At 70.3% G+C, this 14,937-nt stretch carries 14 protein-coding genes and 1 pseudogene; 7 read left to right on the top strand and 8 right to left on the bottom strand.

Annotation, left to right across the window (positions count from 1 at the left end; genetic code table 11):
* Nucleotides 1-21 precede the first annotated feature (21 nt).
* Nucleotides 22-480 carry an Lrp/AsnC family transcriptional regulator gene (locus E2651_RS31585; RefSeq protein WP_135334676.1) on the bottom strand — a complete coding sequence of 153 codons (459 nt, stop codon included), beginning with the start codon at nt 478-480 and terminating at the stop codon, nt 22-24.
* A gap of 62 nt (nt 481-542) precedes the next feature.
* Between E2651_RS31585 and E2651_RS31580 the strand changes: the two genes are divergently transcribed.
* Nucleotides 543-1,283 (top strand): AzlC family ABC transporter permease, encoded by a 741-nt coding sequence (locus tag E2651_RS31580; RefSeq protein WP_135334675.1) that lies wholly within the window; start codon nt 543-545, stop codon nt 1,281-1,283.
* Nucleotides 1,276-1,611: an AzlD domain-containing protein gene (locus E2651_RS31575; protein ID WP_135334674.1), complete on the top strand. Its 336-nt coding sequence runs from the start codon at nt 1,276-1,278 to the stop codon at nt 1,609-1,611. Before E2651_RS31580 ends, E2651_RS31575 begins: the two co-directional genes overlap by 8 nt.
* A gap of 104 nt (nt 1,612-1,715) precedes the next feature.
* Here the strand turns inward: E2651_RS31575 and E2651_RS45590 are convergent.
* Nucleotides 1,716-1,919 (bottom strand): annotated as a pseudogene (locus tag E2651_RS45590) (aldehyde dehydrogenase family protein); the annotation flags it as partial.
* A gap of 303 nt (nt 1,920-2,222) precedes the next feature.
* Between E2651_RS45590 and E2651_RS31560 the strand changes: the two are divergent.
* Entirely contained in the window at nt 2,223-3,044 is an 822-nt protein-coding gene (locus tag E2651_RS31560; RefSeq protein ID WP_135334673.1) for an endonuclease, read from the top strand.
* A 70-nt stretch (nt 3,045-3,114) separates the two neighbouring features.
* On the opposite strand, the gene E2651_RS31555 is transcribed toward E2651_RS31560, so the two are convergent.
* Together E2651_RS31555 and E2651_RS31550 are read right to left on the bottom strand one after the other, a co-directional pair.
* Nucleotides 3,115-4,092, bottom strand: a complete 978-nt coding sequence (locus E2651_RS31555; protein WP_135334672.1) for an NAD(P)-dependent oxidoreductase — start codon at nt 4,090-4,092, stop codon at nt 3,115-3,117.
* Entirely contained in the window at nt 4,089-5,264 is a 1,176-nt protein-coding gene (locus tag E2651_RS31550; RefSeq protein ID WP_135334671.1) for a lactate 2-monooxygenase, read from the bottom strand. The genes E2651_RS31555 and E2651_RS31550 overlap by 4 nt, the downstream gene beginning before the upstream one ends.
* Nucleotides 5,265-5,388: 124 nt before the next feature.
* Here E2651_RS31550 and E2651_RS31545 point away from each other — a divergent pair, with 124 nt between their 5' ends.
* Together E2651_RS31545 and E2651_RS31540 are read left to right on the top strand one after the other, a co-directional pair.
* Entirely contained in the window at nt 5,389-6,579 is a 1,191-nt protein-coding gene (locus E2651_RS31545) for a helix-turn-helix domain-containing protein (RefSeq protein WP_245239358.1), read from the top strand.
* Nucleotides 6,580-6,684: 105 nt separating this feature from the next.
* On the top strand, nt 6,685-7,191 hold the full coding sequence (locus E2651_RS31540; RefSeq protein ID WP_135334669.1) for a carboxymuconolactone decarboxylase family protein: 507 nt from the start codon (nt 6,685-6,687) through the stop codon (nt 7,189-7,191).
* A 79-nt stretch (nt 7,192-7,270) separates the two neighbouring features.
* On the opposite strand, the gene E2651_RS31535 is transcribed toward E2651_RS31540, so the two are convergent.
* Nucleotides 7,271-9,232, bottom strand: coding sequence for a M13-type metalloendopeptidase (locus tag E2651_RS31535; protein WP_135334668.1), 1,962 nt, complete (start codon nt 9,230-9,232; stop codon nt 7,271-7,273).
* A gap of 179 nt (nt 9,233-9,411) precedes the next feature.
* Between E2651_RS31535 and E2651_RS31530 the strand changes: the two genes are divergently transcribed.
* The gene (locus E2651_RS31530; protein ID WP_135334667.1) at nt 9,412-10,554 is read left to right on the top strand and encodes a S1 family peptidase; all 1,143 of its coding nucleotides are present in this window, start codon (nt 9,412-9,414) and stop codon (nt 10,552-10,554) included.
* Between the two features lie 181 nt (nt 10,555-10,735).
* Nucleotides 10,736-11,719, top strand: coding sequence for a DUF3048 domain-containing protein (locus E2651_RS31525; protein ID WP_135334666.1), 984 nt, complete (start codon nt 10,736-10,738; stop codon nt 11,717-11,719).
* Here E2651_RS31525 and E2651_RS31520 read toward each other — a convergent pair.
* The 3 genes from E2651_RS31520 to E2651_RS31510 form a co-directional block, all read right to left on the bottom strand.
* Nucleotides 11,716-12,351 (bottom strand): LysE family transporter, encoded by a 636-nt coding sequence (locus tag E2651_RS31520; protein ID WP_209446294.1) that lies wholly within the window; start codon nt 12,349-12,351, stop codon nt 11,716-11,718. The genes E2651_RS31525 and E2651_RS31520 overlap by 4 nt on opposite strands.
* A gap of 144 nt (nt 12,352-12,495) precedes the next feature.
* Nucleotides 12,496-13,899 carry a histidine kinase gene (locus E2651_RS31515; protein WP_135334665.1) on the bottom strand — a complete coding sequence of 468 codons (1,404 nt, stop codon included), beginning with the start codon at nt 13,897-13,899 and terminating at the stop codon, nt 12,496-12,498.
* Nucleotides 13,900-14,426: 527 nt separating this feature from the next.
* A complete protein-coding gene (locus E2651_RS31510) occupies nt 14,427-14,888 on the bottom strand; it encodes a DUF6415 family natural product biosynthesis protein (protein WP_135334664.1) in 462 nt (153 codons plus the stop codon).
* Nucleotides 14,889-14,937: the final 49 nt, after the last annotated feature.

The raw sequence follows: 14,937 nt of genomic DNA, 5'->3' as shown, positions 1-14,937 counted from the left end.
CAGCCCATCCCCCGTCCCCCGTCAGCCATCCGCCTTGATCTTCTTCATGGTGAGGTGGGATTCAAGGCGCAGGACGGCGGGCAGACCGCTGAGCTTGCCGGTGAGGAACGCTTCGTAGGCGGCGTGGTCGGCCACCGCGACGCGGAGGAAGTAGTCGGGGCGGCCGTACAAGCGACGGAACTCGATGACCTCCTCGTACGAGGCCACAGTCTCCTCGAACGCCTCGAAGGTCTCGCGGTCGGTGGCAGCGACCTCGACGTCGACGAGGACTTCCAGGCCGCGGCCCAGGGCTTCGGGATCGATGACGGCGCGGTATCCGGCGACGACGCCGGCCTCCTCCAGGCGCTTGACCCGGCGCAGGCACGGCGGTGCGGTCAGGCCCACGCGCTTGGCCAGTTCGACGTTGGTGAGCCGCCCGTCCTGACGCAGATGAAACAAAATTTCGCGATCGATCGCATCGAGTTGTACTTCATTGCCCATGAGGCAACGCTACAGCCATTATGAGCAACCATATGAGGCGGAATCTTTTCTAAAATTGCGGCATGCACATATCCCCTGCCGCTGTCGGGGCCCGTCCCTCCTCCTCCCCACCCCGGAAACGGTCCGACGCACGGGCCGCCTTCGAGGACTCCGCCTCCGTGGGCCTGGGCTTCCTCCCCCTCGGTCTCGCCTTCGGGGCGCTCACCGTCAAGGCCGGGCTCGACTGGTGGTGGGCGGGCCTTTCGGCCGCCCTCGTCTACGGCGGATCGTTCGAGTTCCTGCTCATCGGCCTGGTCACCGCCGCCGCCCCGCTCGCCGCGATCGCCGCCACCGCCTTCATGGTGAACGTCCGGCACGTGTTCTATGCCCTGTCCTTCCCGCTGGACCGTGTGCCGGGCCGCCTCGGCAAGGCGTACGCCACCTTCGCGCTCTGCGACGAGGCGTACGCGCTGACCGCCGGGAAGCAGGCACGTTCCTGGCCGGGTCGGCGCATCCTGTGGATGCAGGTCTTCATGCACCTGTACTGGGCCGGAAGCGCCACGGCCGGCGCGCTGCTCGGCGCGCTGATCCCGGACGGTGTCACCGGCCTCGAGTTCGCCCTGACCGCCCTGTTCACGGTCCTGGCCATCGACGCCCTACGTGATCGCCGCGACGACCTTTCCACGCCCGCGCTCGCTCTGCTCAGCGCCCTGATCGCCCGGCTCCTCGTCCCGGGCCAGCTGCTCCTGACCGCCTTCGCCCTGTTCACCGCCGCACTCCTGGCCCGCCACCTCACCAACGGGAGGAAGCCGAGCCATGCCTGACCCCAGCTACAGCTACGCCATCGCGGCGGTCATCGTCGCCGCCGCCGTCACCTGGGCCCTGCGCGCCCTGCCCTTCGCCGTCCTCGCCCCGCTGCGCGCCAGCGCCACCGTCCAGTACCTCAGCACCCGGATGCCCGTCGGCGTCATGGTGATCCTGGTCGTCTACTGCCTGCGCGACCTCCCCCTCACGGAGGCCCGCGCCACGGCCCCGCTCACCGCCCTTGCCGTCACCATCGGCCTGCACCTGTGGCGCCGCAACGCGCTCCTCAGCATCCTCGGCGGCACAACTGTCCATGTAATCCTGGCCAGTACGGTCTTCGCCCGGTGACGCGTCCCGCCGCTCACATGAAGCGGCGGATCAGCCGTTCCTTCGCAGCCGTGAAGGGCGGGTAGACGGCCCGTACGATGTCGGGAAACAGCGGCTTGTCGAGGCATCACGGGGGCGGCCGGGTCGACGTCGGCGAGCACCGTGGGGGCGAGGTAGCGCGATGCGCGGTCGTGCGTGCCGCCGGTGACCACGCGGCCGTCGCCGAGCAGGGCGGTGAGCCGGTCGAAGTGGCGTTCGTTGACGATGCGGCCGTAGTCGGGGCTGCGGGCGGGGTCCGTGCCGTACATCGAGGTGATGGCGTCGGCGATGTGGTCCGCCAAGGGGCCCGCGGTGCGGTCTGGCTGCGCGCGGCCTTCCGCCGCCTGCCGCTGGACGAGGACTTCGCCCGCCGGACCGTCGCCGCCGTGCTCGACGGCGTACGCACTTCCTGACGGCCTGGAGTCGTTTGTCCCGTCCATGACATCGTCACACACTCGACGCACAACGTTCATACAGTGATGCGCCCGCCCGTGCGACTCTCCCGTTGGCCCACTTGTCAACTCGCGTAGATCGCGGGCCCTGTTGGAGGGGACCCGCGGTCCGCCCGAGCCTCCGGGAGAGGACACCCCCACATGCCGGTCCCTCATATACGCCGCTGGAAACCCCTCGCGATGACGGCCGCCGCACTCCTCGTCGGGATCACCGTCCCGGCCGCCGCCGACGCCGCGACCTCGGCCCCCACGCCGGCCGCCGCACCCGCCGGCGCCTATGACGACACGTACTACCAGGACGCGCTCGGCAAGACCGGGCCCGAGCTGAAGAGCGCCCTGCACACGATCATCAGCGACCAGACCAAACTGTCGTACTCCCAGGTCTGGGACGCGCTCAAGGTCACCGACGAGGATCCGAACAACAGCAGCAACGTGCTCCTTCTCTACACCAACCGCTCACAGAGCAAGGGCGACAACGGCGGCGACCCGGACCAGTGGAACCGCGAGCACGTGTGGGCCAAGTCCCACGGCGACTTCGGCACCGCGACAGGACCGGGCACCGACATCCACCACCTGCGCCCCGAGGATGTGTCGGTCAACAGCACGCGCGGCAACAAGGACTTCGACAACGGCGGCAGCGCGGTCGGCGAGGCCCCCGGCAACTTCACGGACTCCGACTCCTTCGAGCCCCGCGACGCCGTCAAGGGCGATGTGGCCCGCATGATCCTCTACATGGCCGTGCGCTACGACGGCGAGGACGGCTTCGCGGACCTCGAGCCCAACGACAAGGTCGACAACGGCAGCGCGCCCGCCATCGGGCGTCTCTCCGTACTCAAGCAGTGGAGCGACGAGGACCCGCCGGACGCGTTCGAGAAGAACCGCAACGACGTCATCTTCGACCGGTTCCAGCACAACCGGAACCCGTTCATCGACCACCCCGAGTGGGTCGAAGCGATCTGGTGAAGCACTGCCGATGTGGGGCGGTGGCGCCCGGCTCCCGGAGCGCCGCCACCCCGCGTCAGCTGACGTGACGTCAGGAAACCACGTCAGCCAGTGGCTTGCCCTCCAGGTGTCCCGCCACATTCTGGATCGCGGCGAGCGCGATACGGACCAGCGTCTCGCGCGTGACGCCCGCGACATGCGGGGAGAGCACCACGTTCGGCGCCTTCAGCAGCCGCAGCGCGGCGGTCGGCGGCTCCGGGTCGAAGACGTCGATACCCGCCCCGGCCAGCGTGCCGGCCGTGAGCGCGTCGGCGAGGGCGTCCTGGTCGATGAGCGCGCCGCGGGCCGTGTTGACGACGAAGGCCGTCGGCTTCAGGAGCGCCAGGCGCTCGGCGTCCAGGAGATGGCGTGTCTTGTCGGTCAGCGGGGCGTGCAGGGATACGTAGTCGGAGGTGCGCAAGAGCTCATCGAGGCCGACGTGACGGGCGCCGCCGAGGCGGGCCTCCGTCTCCGCGCCCACCGAGCTCGGCCCTGCGTAGACGATCGCCATGTCGAACACGACCGCGCGGCGGGCGACTTCCTCACCGATGTGGCCGAGCCCCACGATGCCCAGCGTCTTGCCGGACAGCTCCGTGATGGACTGCTGCAGGCGGGGCAGCGCCCAGTCGGCCTCGGTCAACGCGGTGTGCGCCGGGATCAGTTGCTTGGCCAGGGCCAGCATGAGGGCGAAGGTCTGCTCGGCGACGTTCTGCTTCTCGGCGCCGCTGGAGCCGATCGAGCAGACGGCCACGGAGTGAGCGCGGGCCGCGCCCAGATCGACGTAGTCGAAGCCGTGGCTCGCGCACTGGATGACCTCGAGGCCGGGCGCCGCCGCGATGTGCTCGGCGGTGACGGGAGCCAGGCCCGTGACGATGATGTGCGCCTCGCGCAGCGCGGAGGGGTCCTCGTCGGCCGCCTCGACGACGGTGACGTGGGCCGACGCCGGAAGGAGCCCGGCGAGCGCGCCACCGGCGGCGCGGCCGCCCACGTGCGGCGAGACGATGGCCAGGACGTTCTTCACGGCGGTCACGGGGTCTCCTCGATCAGGTCGTCGGGGGTGAGGGACGCGGGCCCGGCGTGCCCGGACAGGGCCAGCGTGAGGTCGAACTCGGCGAGCAGACAGCGGATCACGTGGTCGACGCCCGCCTGGCCGTCCAGGCCGAGGCCATAGGCGTACGGCCGCCCCACGAGCACCGAATCGGCGCCCAGCGCGAGCGCCTTGAAGATGTCGTCACCGGTGCGGATCCCGCTGTCGAACAGCACGGCGAGCCGGTCGCCGACCGCCTCCACCACGCGCGGCAGGGCGTCGGCAGCCGCCACGGAGCCCGCGACCTGGCGGCCGCCGTGGTTGGAGACCACCACGCCGTCCATGCCCGCGTCGGCGGCGCGGCGCGCGTCGTCGGGGTGCAGGATGCCCTTCAGGACGATCGGCCCGTCCCAGTTCTCCCGCAGGAACTCCAGGTCCGGCCACGTCTTGGCGGGATCGGCGAACATGCCCACGAAGTGCATCACGGCCGCGTTCGGGTCCTCGTGCACCGGCTTGGCGAGGCCCGCCTGGAACGCCGGGTCGCCGAAGTAGTTGGCGGTGCCCACGCCGTGCAGGAAGGGCAGGTACGCCTGGTCGAGGTCGCGCGGCCGCCAGGCGAGCAGCGGGGTGTCGAGCGTGACGAACAGCGCCGTGAACCCGGCGGCCTTCGCCCGGTCCAGGAAGCTCTTGGTGACGTCCCGGTCCTTGGCCCAGTACAGCTGGAACCACCGCTGCGCGTCGCCCATCTCCTTGGCGACCTGCTCCATCGGCGTGCTGGACGCCGAGGACAGGATGTACGGCACGCCGCGGGCCGCGGCCGCGCGGGCGGCGGCGGACTCGCCATCCGGGTGCATGATCGACAGGACGCCGACGGGCGCGAGGGCGAGCGGGGCGGGGAGTTGATGCCCGAGCACCTCCACTGAGAGATCGCGTTCGTGTACGTCGCGCAGCATGCGCGGCACGATCCGGCGCCGCTCGAGCGCCTCGCGGTTGGCGCGGGCGGTGCTGCCGTTGCCTGCGCTGCCCGCGACATAGCCGACGGGGCCGGGGCCGAGCCGCTGCTCGGTCAGCTCCTCCAGGCGGGTCAGATCGGTGGGCAGGCGGGGCACGGCCCCGGTCATGCCGTTGAGATAGATCTCGTACTGGAAGTCCGCCCAGTGCGGCGAAGGCGTCATGTGGTGGGTCCCGTCCGGTGGCCGTGAGACTGCACTGTCTACCCGTCGATCCTTGCCACAGTGACAAGCGCCGTCCATGGCCGTACGCACCTTTTTCCGATGGGACCATCACCCTGTGACAAACATGCGCGAACGCGTCCGGCAGGAACTCCTGGCCGACACCCGGCTCGTCGAGGCCGTCGTCGACGCGGTGCACGAACAGGTTCCGGCGTACACGGCCCTCGACGGCAGCCGGTTCCCCGAGGTGCGCGCCATCGCGGCCTGGGCGAACGACCGGCTGCTCGACCACTGGGTGACGGGCGGCGCGGTCGACGCGGCCGATCTGCGGCGCTTCCGGGGGATCGCGGCGGCGCGGGCCGCGGACGGCCGCCCTTTGCAGGCCGTACTGCGCGCCTACCGGGTCGCGGCGGCGGTGCTCGCCGATGAGGTGGCCGCCCGTGCCCCGCAGTTGTCCGCGAAGGACGCCTTCGCGCTGACCCGGCTGCTGCTGACCGCCATGGACACCCTCTCCGAGGAGATGACCGCGGCGTACGCGGACACCAGTCAGCGCCTCACGGGTGACCGCGACCGGGCGCTGCAGCTGCTGCTCGACGACCTCATCGCAGGACGCCACGCCTCGCTCGGCGCGCTGACGGACCGGGCGTCCCGCCTGGGCATCCAACTCCCGGAGCGCTACTGCCTGTTGGTGGCCGAACCGTTGGACACCACGCCCCAAGACGGCGGGGCCACCGACCTCTCCCTGCACACATCGACGGCCCTGCTCAAGGCCCTCGGCGCCGACCGGGACCGCCGCGAGACGTCACTGGCGACGACCCACGCCTCGCGCGCCGTCCTGCTCCTCCCCACCACAGCCACCGATGCCCTACCCGGCGTCCTGCGAGGACACGGCTGGCGCGGCTGCGTCATCTCGGGCGAGAGCCTGGACCGCGTCGCGGTCGCCCACCGCCTCGCCGCCGGCGCCCTGGACTCCGCTCCCCCGCACGCGCACCACCCCGACCGCGTCCTGACCGACGCCGACGCGCACGTCCTCGCGCTCCTGGCCGGTCACCCCGTGGCAAGCCCCGACCGCATCGGCCGCATAGTCCTTGGCCCCCTGGTCGACCGAGCCCAGCACCACCTCCTCGAGGCACTCACCGCCTACATCGACACGGGCTCCGCCAACGCCGCGGCCCGCGAACTCCACCTCCACCCCCAGTCCGTCCGCTACCGCCTGCGCCGCGTCCGCGACATGACGGCCCGCGACCCCCGCGACCCGTGGCAGCGCCTCACCCTGGACATCGGCCGCACGATCGCCCTGGGGGCCCGGAACGGATAGAACCATCGCGAAAACTTTCCTCCCTCCGGTCACACTCCGGCGCCGAGCTCCGTCAGAGCAGCGAAGGCACTACAGAACCCGAAAGAACCCGAAGGGGATACGACGATGGAAGCACGTTCGATCACTACCGAGGTACCGATGCGCCCCCGGATGTCCCAAGATCCTCAGGAGCTCGTCCCCGAACTGGCGGAGGTGTCGGCCGCGCTCTTCAAGGCCACCGGCAACCGATCGATACCCCGGACCACGATCAGCCTGGTCCAGCTCCGCGCCGGCCAGCTCGTCGGCAACACCTACTTGACCGTTCTGCACACCGGATTCCTGCGCAAGGCCGGGGAGTCGGAGGAGCGGATCACCGCTGTGTCGTCCTGGCAGGACGCACCCTATTTCACCGGTGCCGAGCGTGCCGCCCTGGCTCTGGTGGAAGCGGTGCTCCAGCCGTCCGCGGACGGCGAGCGGGTGTCCGACGAGCTGTACGCCCAAGTGTCCGAGCACTATGACGAGAAGGCACTGATCACGTTGACCTTCGCCATCGGCCAGGTCAACTTCTTCATCCCGATCGCCCTCATCGCCAAGCCGGTCCCCGGACGGTCGTTCACGGATCCCTGGGGGTGAGGCCGAGTTCATTCACCGTGTCTTGAACGCGTGACGGCCGCGGCAAGCCCGCCGCGGCCGTCACGCTGTCCAATGCGTTTCACCAGATCCGTACGCGCTCCGCATGATCCAGCCAGAGACCGTCGCCGTCCGCCGTCCCGAACGCCTCGTGGAACTCGTCCAAGTTCCGGACGATGTTGGCCCGGAACTCCGGCGGGGAGTGCGGGTCGATGGTGAGGTACTGCTGTTCCTGCTCCTTGCGGCGCTTGGTGCGCCAGCAGTACGCCCAGTTCATGAAGAGCCGCTGGGAGCCGGTCATGCCGGCGCTCTCCGGCATCGGGGCGCCGTCGAGCGCGATCTTGTACGCCGTGTGCCCGATGGTCAGGCCGCCCAGGTCGCCGATGTTCTCGCCGACCGTCAGGGAGCCGTTGACGAACTCGCCGGGCAGGTTGCGGGGCGAGAAGGCGTCGTACTGCTTGACCAGCGCCTTCGACTTCGCCTCGAAGGCGGTCTTGTCGTCGGCGGTCCACCAGTCGTTGAGGTTGCCCGCGCCGTCGTACTGCGCGCCCTGGTCGTCGAATCCGTGGCCGATCTCGTGGCCGATGACCGAGCCGATGCCGCCGTAGTTCTCCGCGGGGTCGGCGTCGGGCGAGAAGAACGGCTTCTGCAGGATGCCCGCGGGGAAGCAGATCTCGTTGGTGCCCGGGTTGTAGTACGCGTTGACCGTCTGCGGCAGCATGAACCACTCGTCGCGGTCGACCGGCGAGCCGATCTTGGCGAGCTGCCGGTCGGACTCGAAGGCGGCGGCCGCGTGCGCGTTGCCGAGCAGGTCGTCGGCGGATACCTCGAGCGCCGAGTAGTCGCGGAAGGCGTCCGGGTAGCCGATCTTGGGGCGGAACGTGGCGAGCTTCTCGTACGCCCGCTCCTTCGTCTCGTCCGTCATCCAGTCAAGCCGGGCGATCGACTGGCGGTAGGCCTCCAGGAGGTTGGCGACGAGGTCGTCCATCATCGCCTTGGAGGACGGCGGGAAGTGCCGGGCCACGTACTCCTTGCCGACGGCCTCGCCGATGGAGCCCTCGACGAACGCGACCGCTCGCTTCCACCGGGCGCGCAGCTCCGGGGTGCCGTTGAGGGTGCGGCCGTAGAACTCGAAGTTGTTCTGGACGAAGTCGTCCGTGAGGTACGGCGCGCTGCCGCCGAGCACCCGGGTCAGCGTCCAGTCCCGCCACTGCTCGATCGGCACCTCGGCGAGGACCGCGGACAGGTGACGGAAGTAGGACGGCTGACGGACGCACGCATCGGCGATGGTGACGTCCGAGCCACCGAGCCCCTCGACATACGCCCGCCAGTCGAAGTGCGGCGCCAGGGTGACCAGTTCGTGCAGCGTGAGGAGGTTGTAGGTCTTCTGTACGTCACGCGTCTCGGCCCGCTCCCAGTGGCCGGCGGCCAGCCGGGTCTCCAGGGCGAGGACCGACTGCGCGGCCTCGGCGGGCGCGGCGTGCCGCCCGAGCGTGAGCAGCTCGGTGAGGTGGGCGACGTACTTCTCGCGGATGTCGGCGAACTTCTCGTCGCGGTAGTACGACTCGTCGGGCAGGCCGATGCCGCCCTGGAGGATGTTGAAGAGGTAGCGGTCGGAGTCGCGGTCGTCGGTGTCGATGTACGAGCCGAAGAGGCCGGAGCCGCCGACGCGCTCGAAGCGGCCGAGGAACGCCGCCAGTTCCCGGGTGTCCCGCAGGCCCGCGACCTCGTCGATCAAGGGCTGCACCGGGGCGAGCCCGTGGCCGGCGATGGCCTCCTCGTCCATGAACGAGGCGTACAGCGTGGCGATCTTGTGCGCATCCTCGGAGCCATTTCCGTCCGACGCGGCGGACGCCAGCTCCTGGATGATCACCTTCACTTGTTCCTCGGCCGCGTCGACCAACTGCACGAAGGGGCCCCAGCTGGAGCGATCATCGGGGATCGGCTCGTTCTCCAGCCAGTGACCGTTGACATGGCCGAACAGGTCGTCCTGCGGCCGGATCTCAGGGTTCATGCCCGCGCGGGCGTCATCCAGCATGCTCATTCACGCACCCTACGCGGACGAGCCGCCCCGGCACGATCGCCTTCCATGATGCGAGTTGGTATGGACATGACTGCCGAGCCCCTCCTACACTCCGCCTGAACTCATCGTGAGAGCGCTCTCATCACCCTGTTCCTCCCTGTTCCTCCCCCACCCCGTTGGAACGACAGAAGGGCACCACCATGAGACGCAGAACCGCGGCACGCGCCGGCCTCTCCTCCTTACTCCTCATCGGCTCCTGGGCGAGCATCGCGCTCGCCCCCGCCGCCGACGCCGCGCCCAAGCCCGCCGCACCCGCGTCGTCCGGGCTGCTCACCGCCCTGCAGGACGACCTCGGCCTCACACCGGGCCAGGCGCGCGAGCGCCTCGCCGACGAGAAGGCCGCCATCGCCGTCGAACGCGCGGCCCGGCGCACCGCCGGATCGACGTACGGCGGCTCCTGGTACGACGCCGACACCGGCAGGCTGACCGTCGCGACCACCGACTCCCGGAAGGCCTCCGCCCTGCGCGATACCGGCGCGGCGGTCCGCATCGTCCGCCACAGCGCGACGGAACTGGACGCCGCCAAGGAACGCGTCGACAAGCTGTCCGCCCCCTCCGGAGTGAGCAGCTGGCATGTCGCGCCCCGCAGCAACACGGTCGTGGTGAACGTCGTCGCTGCTCAAAAGGACGACAACGATGTCCGGCGCTTCGTCGACCGGGCCCGGCGGGCAGGCCCGGTCCAGGTCGATACGGTCGGCGCCGCGCCCACCACCTTCGCCGCCGGAACCGTCGGCGGCGACCCCTACTACACGGGCAACGTCCGCTGCTCGATCGGCTTCTCGGTGCACGGCGGCTTCGTCACCGCGGGCCACTGCGGGCAGGCCGGGGCCGCGGTGCGCGGCTGGGACGGCTCGGCCATCGGCGGCTTCCAGGGCTCCTCCTTCCCCGGTGACGACTACGCGTACGTCAGCGTCGGCAACGGCTGGTGGACCGTCCCTGTGGTGCTCGGCTGGGGCACCGTCTCCGACCAGTTGGTGCGGGGTTCGGCCGAAGCTCCAGTGGGGGCGTCGATCTGCCGCTCCGGTTCCACCACGCACTGGCACTGCGGCACCGTCCTCGCCAAGAACGAGACCGTCAACTACAGCCAGGGCGCCGTCCACCAGATGACCAAGACCAGCGTCTGCGCCGAACCGGGCGACTCCGGCGGCTCGTTCATCAGCGGCGACCAGGCCCAGGGCGTCACATCGGGCGGCTGGGGCAACTGCAGCGGCGGGGGCGAGACCTGGCACCAGCCGGTCAACGAGATCCTCGCGCGCTACGGCCTCACCCTGCACACCGCCTGACGGCGGGGGACCGCGCCGGGCCCGCGGGAGGGTCCGGCGCGTACACCCCCTCGGTGAGTCCTGACGGCTGGATGGCCCTAACCGGGTTCACCGCGACCGCCCCGGAGGTAGGACTGCGGCGGCCACATCCACGTACGACAGGTCCGCGAACCCCCGGTTCACGGACGGACGGAGAACCGCGATGACAGCACGGTCGGCCGGGATCCGGCGCCGCACCCGCATCGGCACGAGACTCCTCGCCATGGTCGCCGTGGGCGCGCTCACTTTGGGCGCCGCACACGAGAGCGCCCCGCCGGACGACAACGCCCCGCCGCGCGACCGGTCGCCCTTCACCGGCCTCGCGTCGCCTCAGGGACCGGTGCTCGCGGTGAAGTTCGACAACGCGCGGACGGCACGGCCGCACACCGGTATCGCGCAGGCGGACATCGTCTACGTGGAGAAGGTCGAGGGCGGCATGAGCCGGCTGATGGGCGTGTACTCCAGCCGCCTTCCGAAATCCCTCGGTCCGGTGCGCAGCGCCCGGGAGTCCGACGTCGAGCTGCTGCGGCAGTTCGGCCGCCCTGCGCTCGCCTACTCGGGGGTGCGCAGCTCGCTCAGCAAGATGCTCCGGGAGTCACCGCTGTACGTCCGCCCGCACGGCCGCCTCCCGAGCGCCTACTTCCGCGACGCCGACCGCCCCGCCCCGCACAACCTCTTCGTGCGCCCCAAGTCCGTGCTCCGCTCGGCGCCGGACGCGGACCTGCCCACCGACATCGGCTTCCGCTTCGGCCCCGCTCCGGCCGGCGGCTCCCCCGCCCTGGAGCGCACCGTCCGCTATTCCTCGGCGAGTCAGACCTTCCGCTGGTCGCCCCAGGAGGGCCGCTGGCTCGCGTCCTTCGACGGGGCCCCGGCCCGCGGCACCTCGGGGGCACGGCTCGGCGCGAAGACCATCGTCATCCAGTACGTGGACATGCCGCCCTCGCGCTACAAGGACGTCAACGGCGCGGCGACCCCGTACATCAAGACGGTGGGCAGCGGCCGGGCCACGGTCCTGCGCAACGGCAAGGCGTACAGCACCCGTTGGGAGCGCTCCGAGGCCACGGGCGGTACGTCCTTCACGCGCCCCGACGGCTCCCGGATGCCGTTCGCCCGCGGCCAGGTCTGGATGGTGTACGCGGACCGCTAGCCGCTCATGAGCAGGTGGACGGCGAGTGCGCCGGTCACGGCACTGGCCGCGAGCGCCGTCCACAGCCTCCCCCGGCTGCCGGTCAACGCCCGCCCGAGGAGCGCTCCGCCGCCCGCGAGCAGCAGTTGCCAGCTCGCGGACGCGACGAAGGCGGCCAGCACGAACGCCGTCTGCTCCAGCCGGTCGGGGTCGGTGCCGGTCCGGCCGCCGAGGACGAGCGCGGCGAAGTAGACGACGGTGATGGGGTTCAGGAGGGTGATCCCGACCGGGCTCAGATAGGCCCGTGCGGGGCCGATCGGCGCAGGGGCCCGCTCGGCCCCGTCCGCCGCCCCCCGCGCGCGGTGCTGCCGCATCGCCTTCGCACCGCCCTGCACCGCGAGCGCGATGAGCACCACGGCCGAGGCCCAGCGCAGCGGATCCATGACCGGTTCCAGTACGCGGGTGAGCGAGGTACCGCCGATCATGGCGATGAGGGCGTACAGACCGTCGGCGGTCGCTATGCCCAACGCGGCGCAGGCGCCGGTGCGCAGCGACGTCCGCGCGGTGAGCGCCACGAGGTAGGTCCCGACCGCCCCGACCGGCATGGCGATGCCATACCCGGCGAGCACGCCCGCGACCAGGGCCTCGATCACAGGTGCGTGAGCTCGGGCCTCCACGGGCGGCCGGGCTGCTGCTGGACGCGCACCGGGCGGGCGGCGGCGGACAGCGGCAGGGCGGCGGTTTTCGCGATCGTGGTCATGCGCGGATTCTGGGGAAGGCAGGAGGGAGGGGGCAACTCATTTAGCCCGGTTCGCCGCCCGCCCGCTCTTCTGCGTTCGCCTGCGCGGCCCTTCGGCGTTCTGGGCTGATGGGGGCGCCGCGCCACGACCGGAGGCGGAGTCCTGGGGACCTCCGGCCGCAGGGATGCGTGAGAGCAATTCGAAGCCTCCGTCGGCCGTGGGCCGCGCACGGATGATGCCGCCGGATCTGGCCGCCCGCTCACGCAGCCCGGCCAGGCCCTTCCCTCCGCCTGCGTGGCTGATGACCGCCGTTACCGCAGGTGCGTTGCGCACGCGTACCTGCAATTCCTGTGGATGGGCCGTCACGCTGACGTGGACGTGCGCGCCCGGGGCGTGGCGTGTGGCGTTGGACAGTCCCTCCTGGATGGTGCGGTAGGCGGGCTCGTACGCGGCCTGATGTGCTTCGGTCAGCTCGCCCTCGCGCTCCCATGTGACGGGCGTTCCCGTCGACCGTGCGCGGTTCAGTGCGTCTTCGACCTTCTGTACCCACAGCATGTCGGCTGCCGGGTCCGTGGCCCTGGGACGCACGCTGTCGGTGACGTCGTCGACGTGGAGCACATCGAACAGGTCGCGGAGCTCTTCCATGGCCCGCCGTCCCAGGTCTCCGATGAGCTGTGCCCGCTGCGCCGTCTCGGAAGGTCCGTCCCGCCGGACTTCCAGTGCGCCGGCGTGGATCACCATCAGGCCGACATAGTGCGCGACCAAGTCGTGGAGGTCGCTCGCCAGACGTGTCCGCTCCTCAAGCCGGGCGTTGCGCGCCTGAAGTGTGCGCTGCCGGCGTGCGCGCTCCGCCCGGTCCTGGTGGCTGCCGATGGCCATGCGGTGGGCGCGTACGGTCGCGGCCACGAACAGCGGGATGGCGATCATGGGCGTGACGAAGGTCATGACGTCGTACACGAGCAGGGCCGGAAACGGCAGTTGCGGAATGAAGCCGTGGAACGGCGCGTGAATCGGGTTCAGGACCGGGACACCCGCGCCCACCGCTCCAAAGGCGATCGCCCAGCGCAGACGGCCTTGGACTCCCAGGGTGTAGATCGCGACCGGGTACAGCAACATCGTTCCGTGGACCCAGACGTCCACGGTCGCCAACAGTGCCGGTACGAGTGGCCAGGCACGGCGTACGGTCATCGAGACGGACGCCAGGATCGCCAGGCCGAGGGCCACGCCGCGGTGGTCGCCCAACGGCAGCGCGGCAAACCGTGCGTCGGCCGTGCTCCACATCGGGACGAGGACCAGGTGGGAGAAGACGCTGTACAGGACCGCGAGGACCGACAGCGTCACGTCGTAGGACAGACTGCGGCGCAGCGGCCGCGGCTCCGAGACGTACCGTCGGTGACCCTGCTTGAGCCGCGCCCCTGCGGCGGGTTGAGCTATGACGAATTGCTGTGCGCGAAGCGTCACTCTGGCCAGTCCAGTGGCCCACCGCTCGCGGGTGCTTCCCGCGGAACGGGGTGTCCCCATAGCCGTCCTTTCCCTGTCACTGTGCGCTACCGATGCGAAGGCTCTTGGACTTGCTGTCACGCGAGAACAGCAACAGGGTGCAGGCACCGCGACATCAGTCGTTCTTTTTGCTAGTACGTCCGGTTCCCGCTTGCCGTTCATCGGTCATCACGCGGGTTCAGGTTCCGTCCGGCGCGGCGAACCAGCCCTGGCTGGCCCCGAATTGATCAACCAGGTCGGCCCAGTCGGGTTCCGTGGCCGGCGCTGGAGATGCCACCAGACGGCCATGCTGGTCGGACGCGGCGTCAGGGTATCCGTAGACGTCCGCATCGCCATCCGTGTAAGGGTCTGGCACCCCGCCCCGTATCGGCGTGTGCAGATGGCTGTCCACCCAAGAATCGCTCACCCGCCCACCCTTCTCCGTTCGTAGTGGGCCACGCGGCCCGCAACTCATCAGTGATCCAGGGAGTCATGCCACCGCTCGATGTTCACTTCCGTGGCTGTACCGGGAAGAAGGCCAGCAGATCCTGGGCTGCCCAGGCGAGGCTGACCAGGTGGGCGCCGGAATTCAACTCCTCGTCGAGCAGCACCCGCGCTCGTTGAATGACCCGCCCCTCGTCGGGGGGAGGCATGTCGCTAGACCTCTCGTTCAGGGAAGCGACGAGCTGTATCAAGTAGCCCCGCAGGCGCAAGCGCAGCTCTTCGGCCTCGACTTGATGATCGGGCAGCATCGAACCGTCGAGGACCAGTCGAATGATTTCCCTGACCTCGGCCGGGCAGCGTGTGTGCCGGCCGGGGTCATACGCGCGCAGCTTCTCCAGCAGTCTTCTGAGTTGGGCAGCGTCAAGAGGCGGCACTGCTTTGGCGATTGGTGTTGTCCCGGGCCAGTGGCCGTAATTCACGGACTGTGTATGGGCAGTGGCCGGCACACTGGAGGGCTCGGGGCGCATGGCAGGTCTCCATCATCTGGGGGACGGCGGCGAGAGGTTGGGGCCGAGA

The sequence above is a fragment of the Streptomyces sp. MZ04 genome (assembly GCF_004684775.1).
Classification (GTDB): Bacteria; Actinomycetota; Actinomycetes; order Streptomycetales; family Streptomycetaceae; genus Streptomyces.
This window is presented reverse-complemented; position numbering and strand designations above follow the sequence as displayed.

Excerpts from the sequence above, each read along its gene's own strand:
- E2651_RS31585 (WP_135334676.1), bottom strand. The coding sequence starts at position 480 with ATGGGCAATGAAGTACAACTCGATGCGATCGATCGCGAAATTTTGTTT.
- E2651_RS31580 (WP_135334675.1), top strand. The coding sequence starts at position 543 with ATGCACATATCCCCTGCCGCTGTCGGGGCCCGTCCCTCCTCCTCCCCA.
- E2651_RS31575 (WP_135334674.1), top strand. The coding sequence starts at position 1,276 with ATGCCTGACCCCAGCTACAGCTACGCCATCGCGGCGGTCATCGTCGCC.
- E2651_RS31560 (WP_135334673.1), top strand. The coding sequence starts at position 2,223 with ATGCCGGTCCCTCATATACGCCGCTGGAAACCCCTCGCGATGACGGCC.
- E2651_RS31550 (WP_135334671.1), bottom strand. The coding sequence starts at position 5,264 with ATGACGCCTTCGCCGCACTGGGCGGACTTCCAGTACGAGATCTATCTC.
- E2651_RS31545 (WP_245239358.1), top strand. The coding sequence starts at position 5,389 with ATGCGCGAACGCGTCCGGCAGGAACTCCTGGCCGACACCCGGCTCGTC.
- E2651_RS31540 (WP_135334669.1), top strand. The coding sequence starts at position 6,685 with ATGGAAGCACGTTCGATCACTACCGAGGTACCGATGCGCCCCCGGATG.
- E2651_RS31535 (WP_135334668.1), bottom strand. The coding sequence starts at position 9,232 with ATGAGCATGCTGGATGACGCCCGCGCGGGCATGAACCCTGAGATCCGG.
- E2651_RS31530 (WP_135334667.1), top strand. The coding sequence starts at position 9,412 with ATGAGACGCAGAACCGCGGCACGCGCCGGCCTCTCCTCCTTACTCCTC.
- E2651_RS31525 (WP_135334666.1), top strand. The coding sequence starts at position 10,736 with ATGACAGCACGGTCGGCCGGGATCCGGCGCCGCACCCGCATCGGCACG.
- E2651_RS31510 (WP_135334664.1), bottom strand. The coding sequence starts at position 14,888 with ATGCGCCCCGAGCCCTCCAGTGTGCCGGCCACTGCCCATACACAGTCC.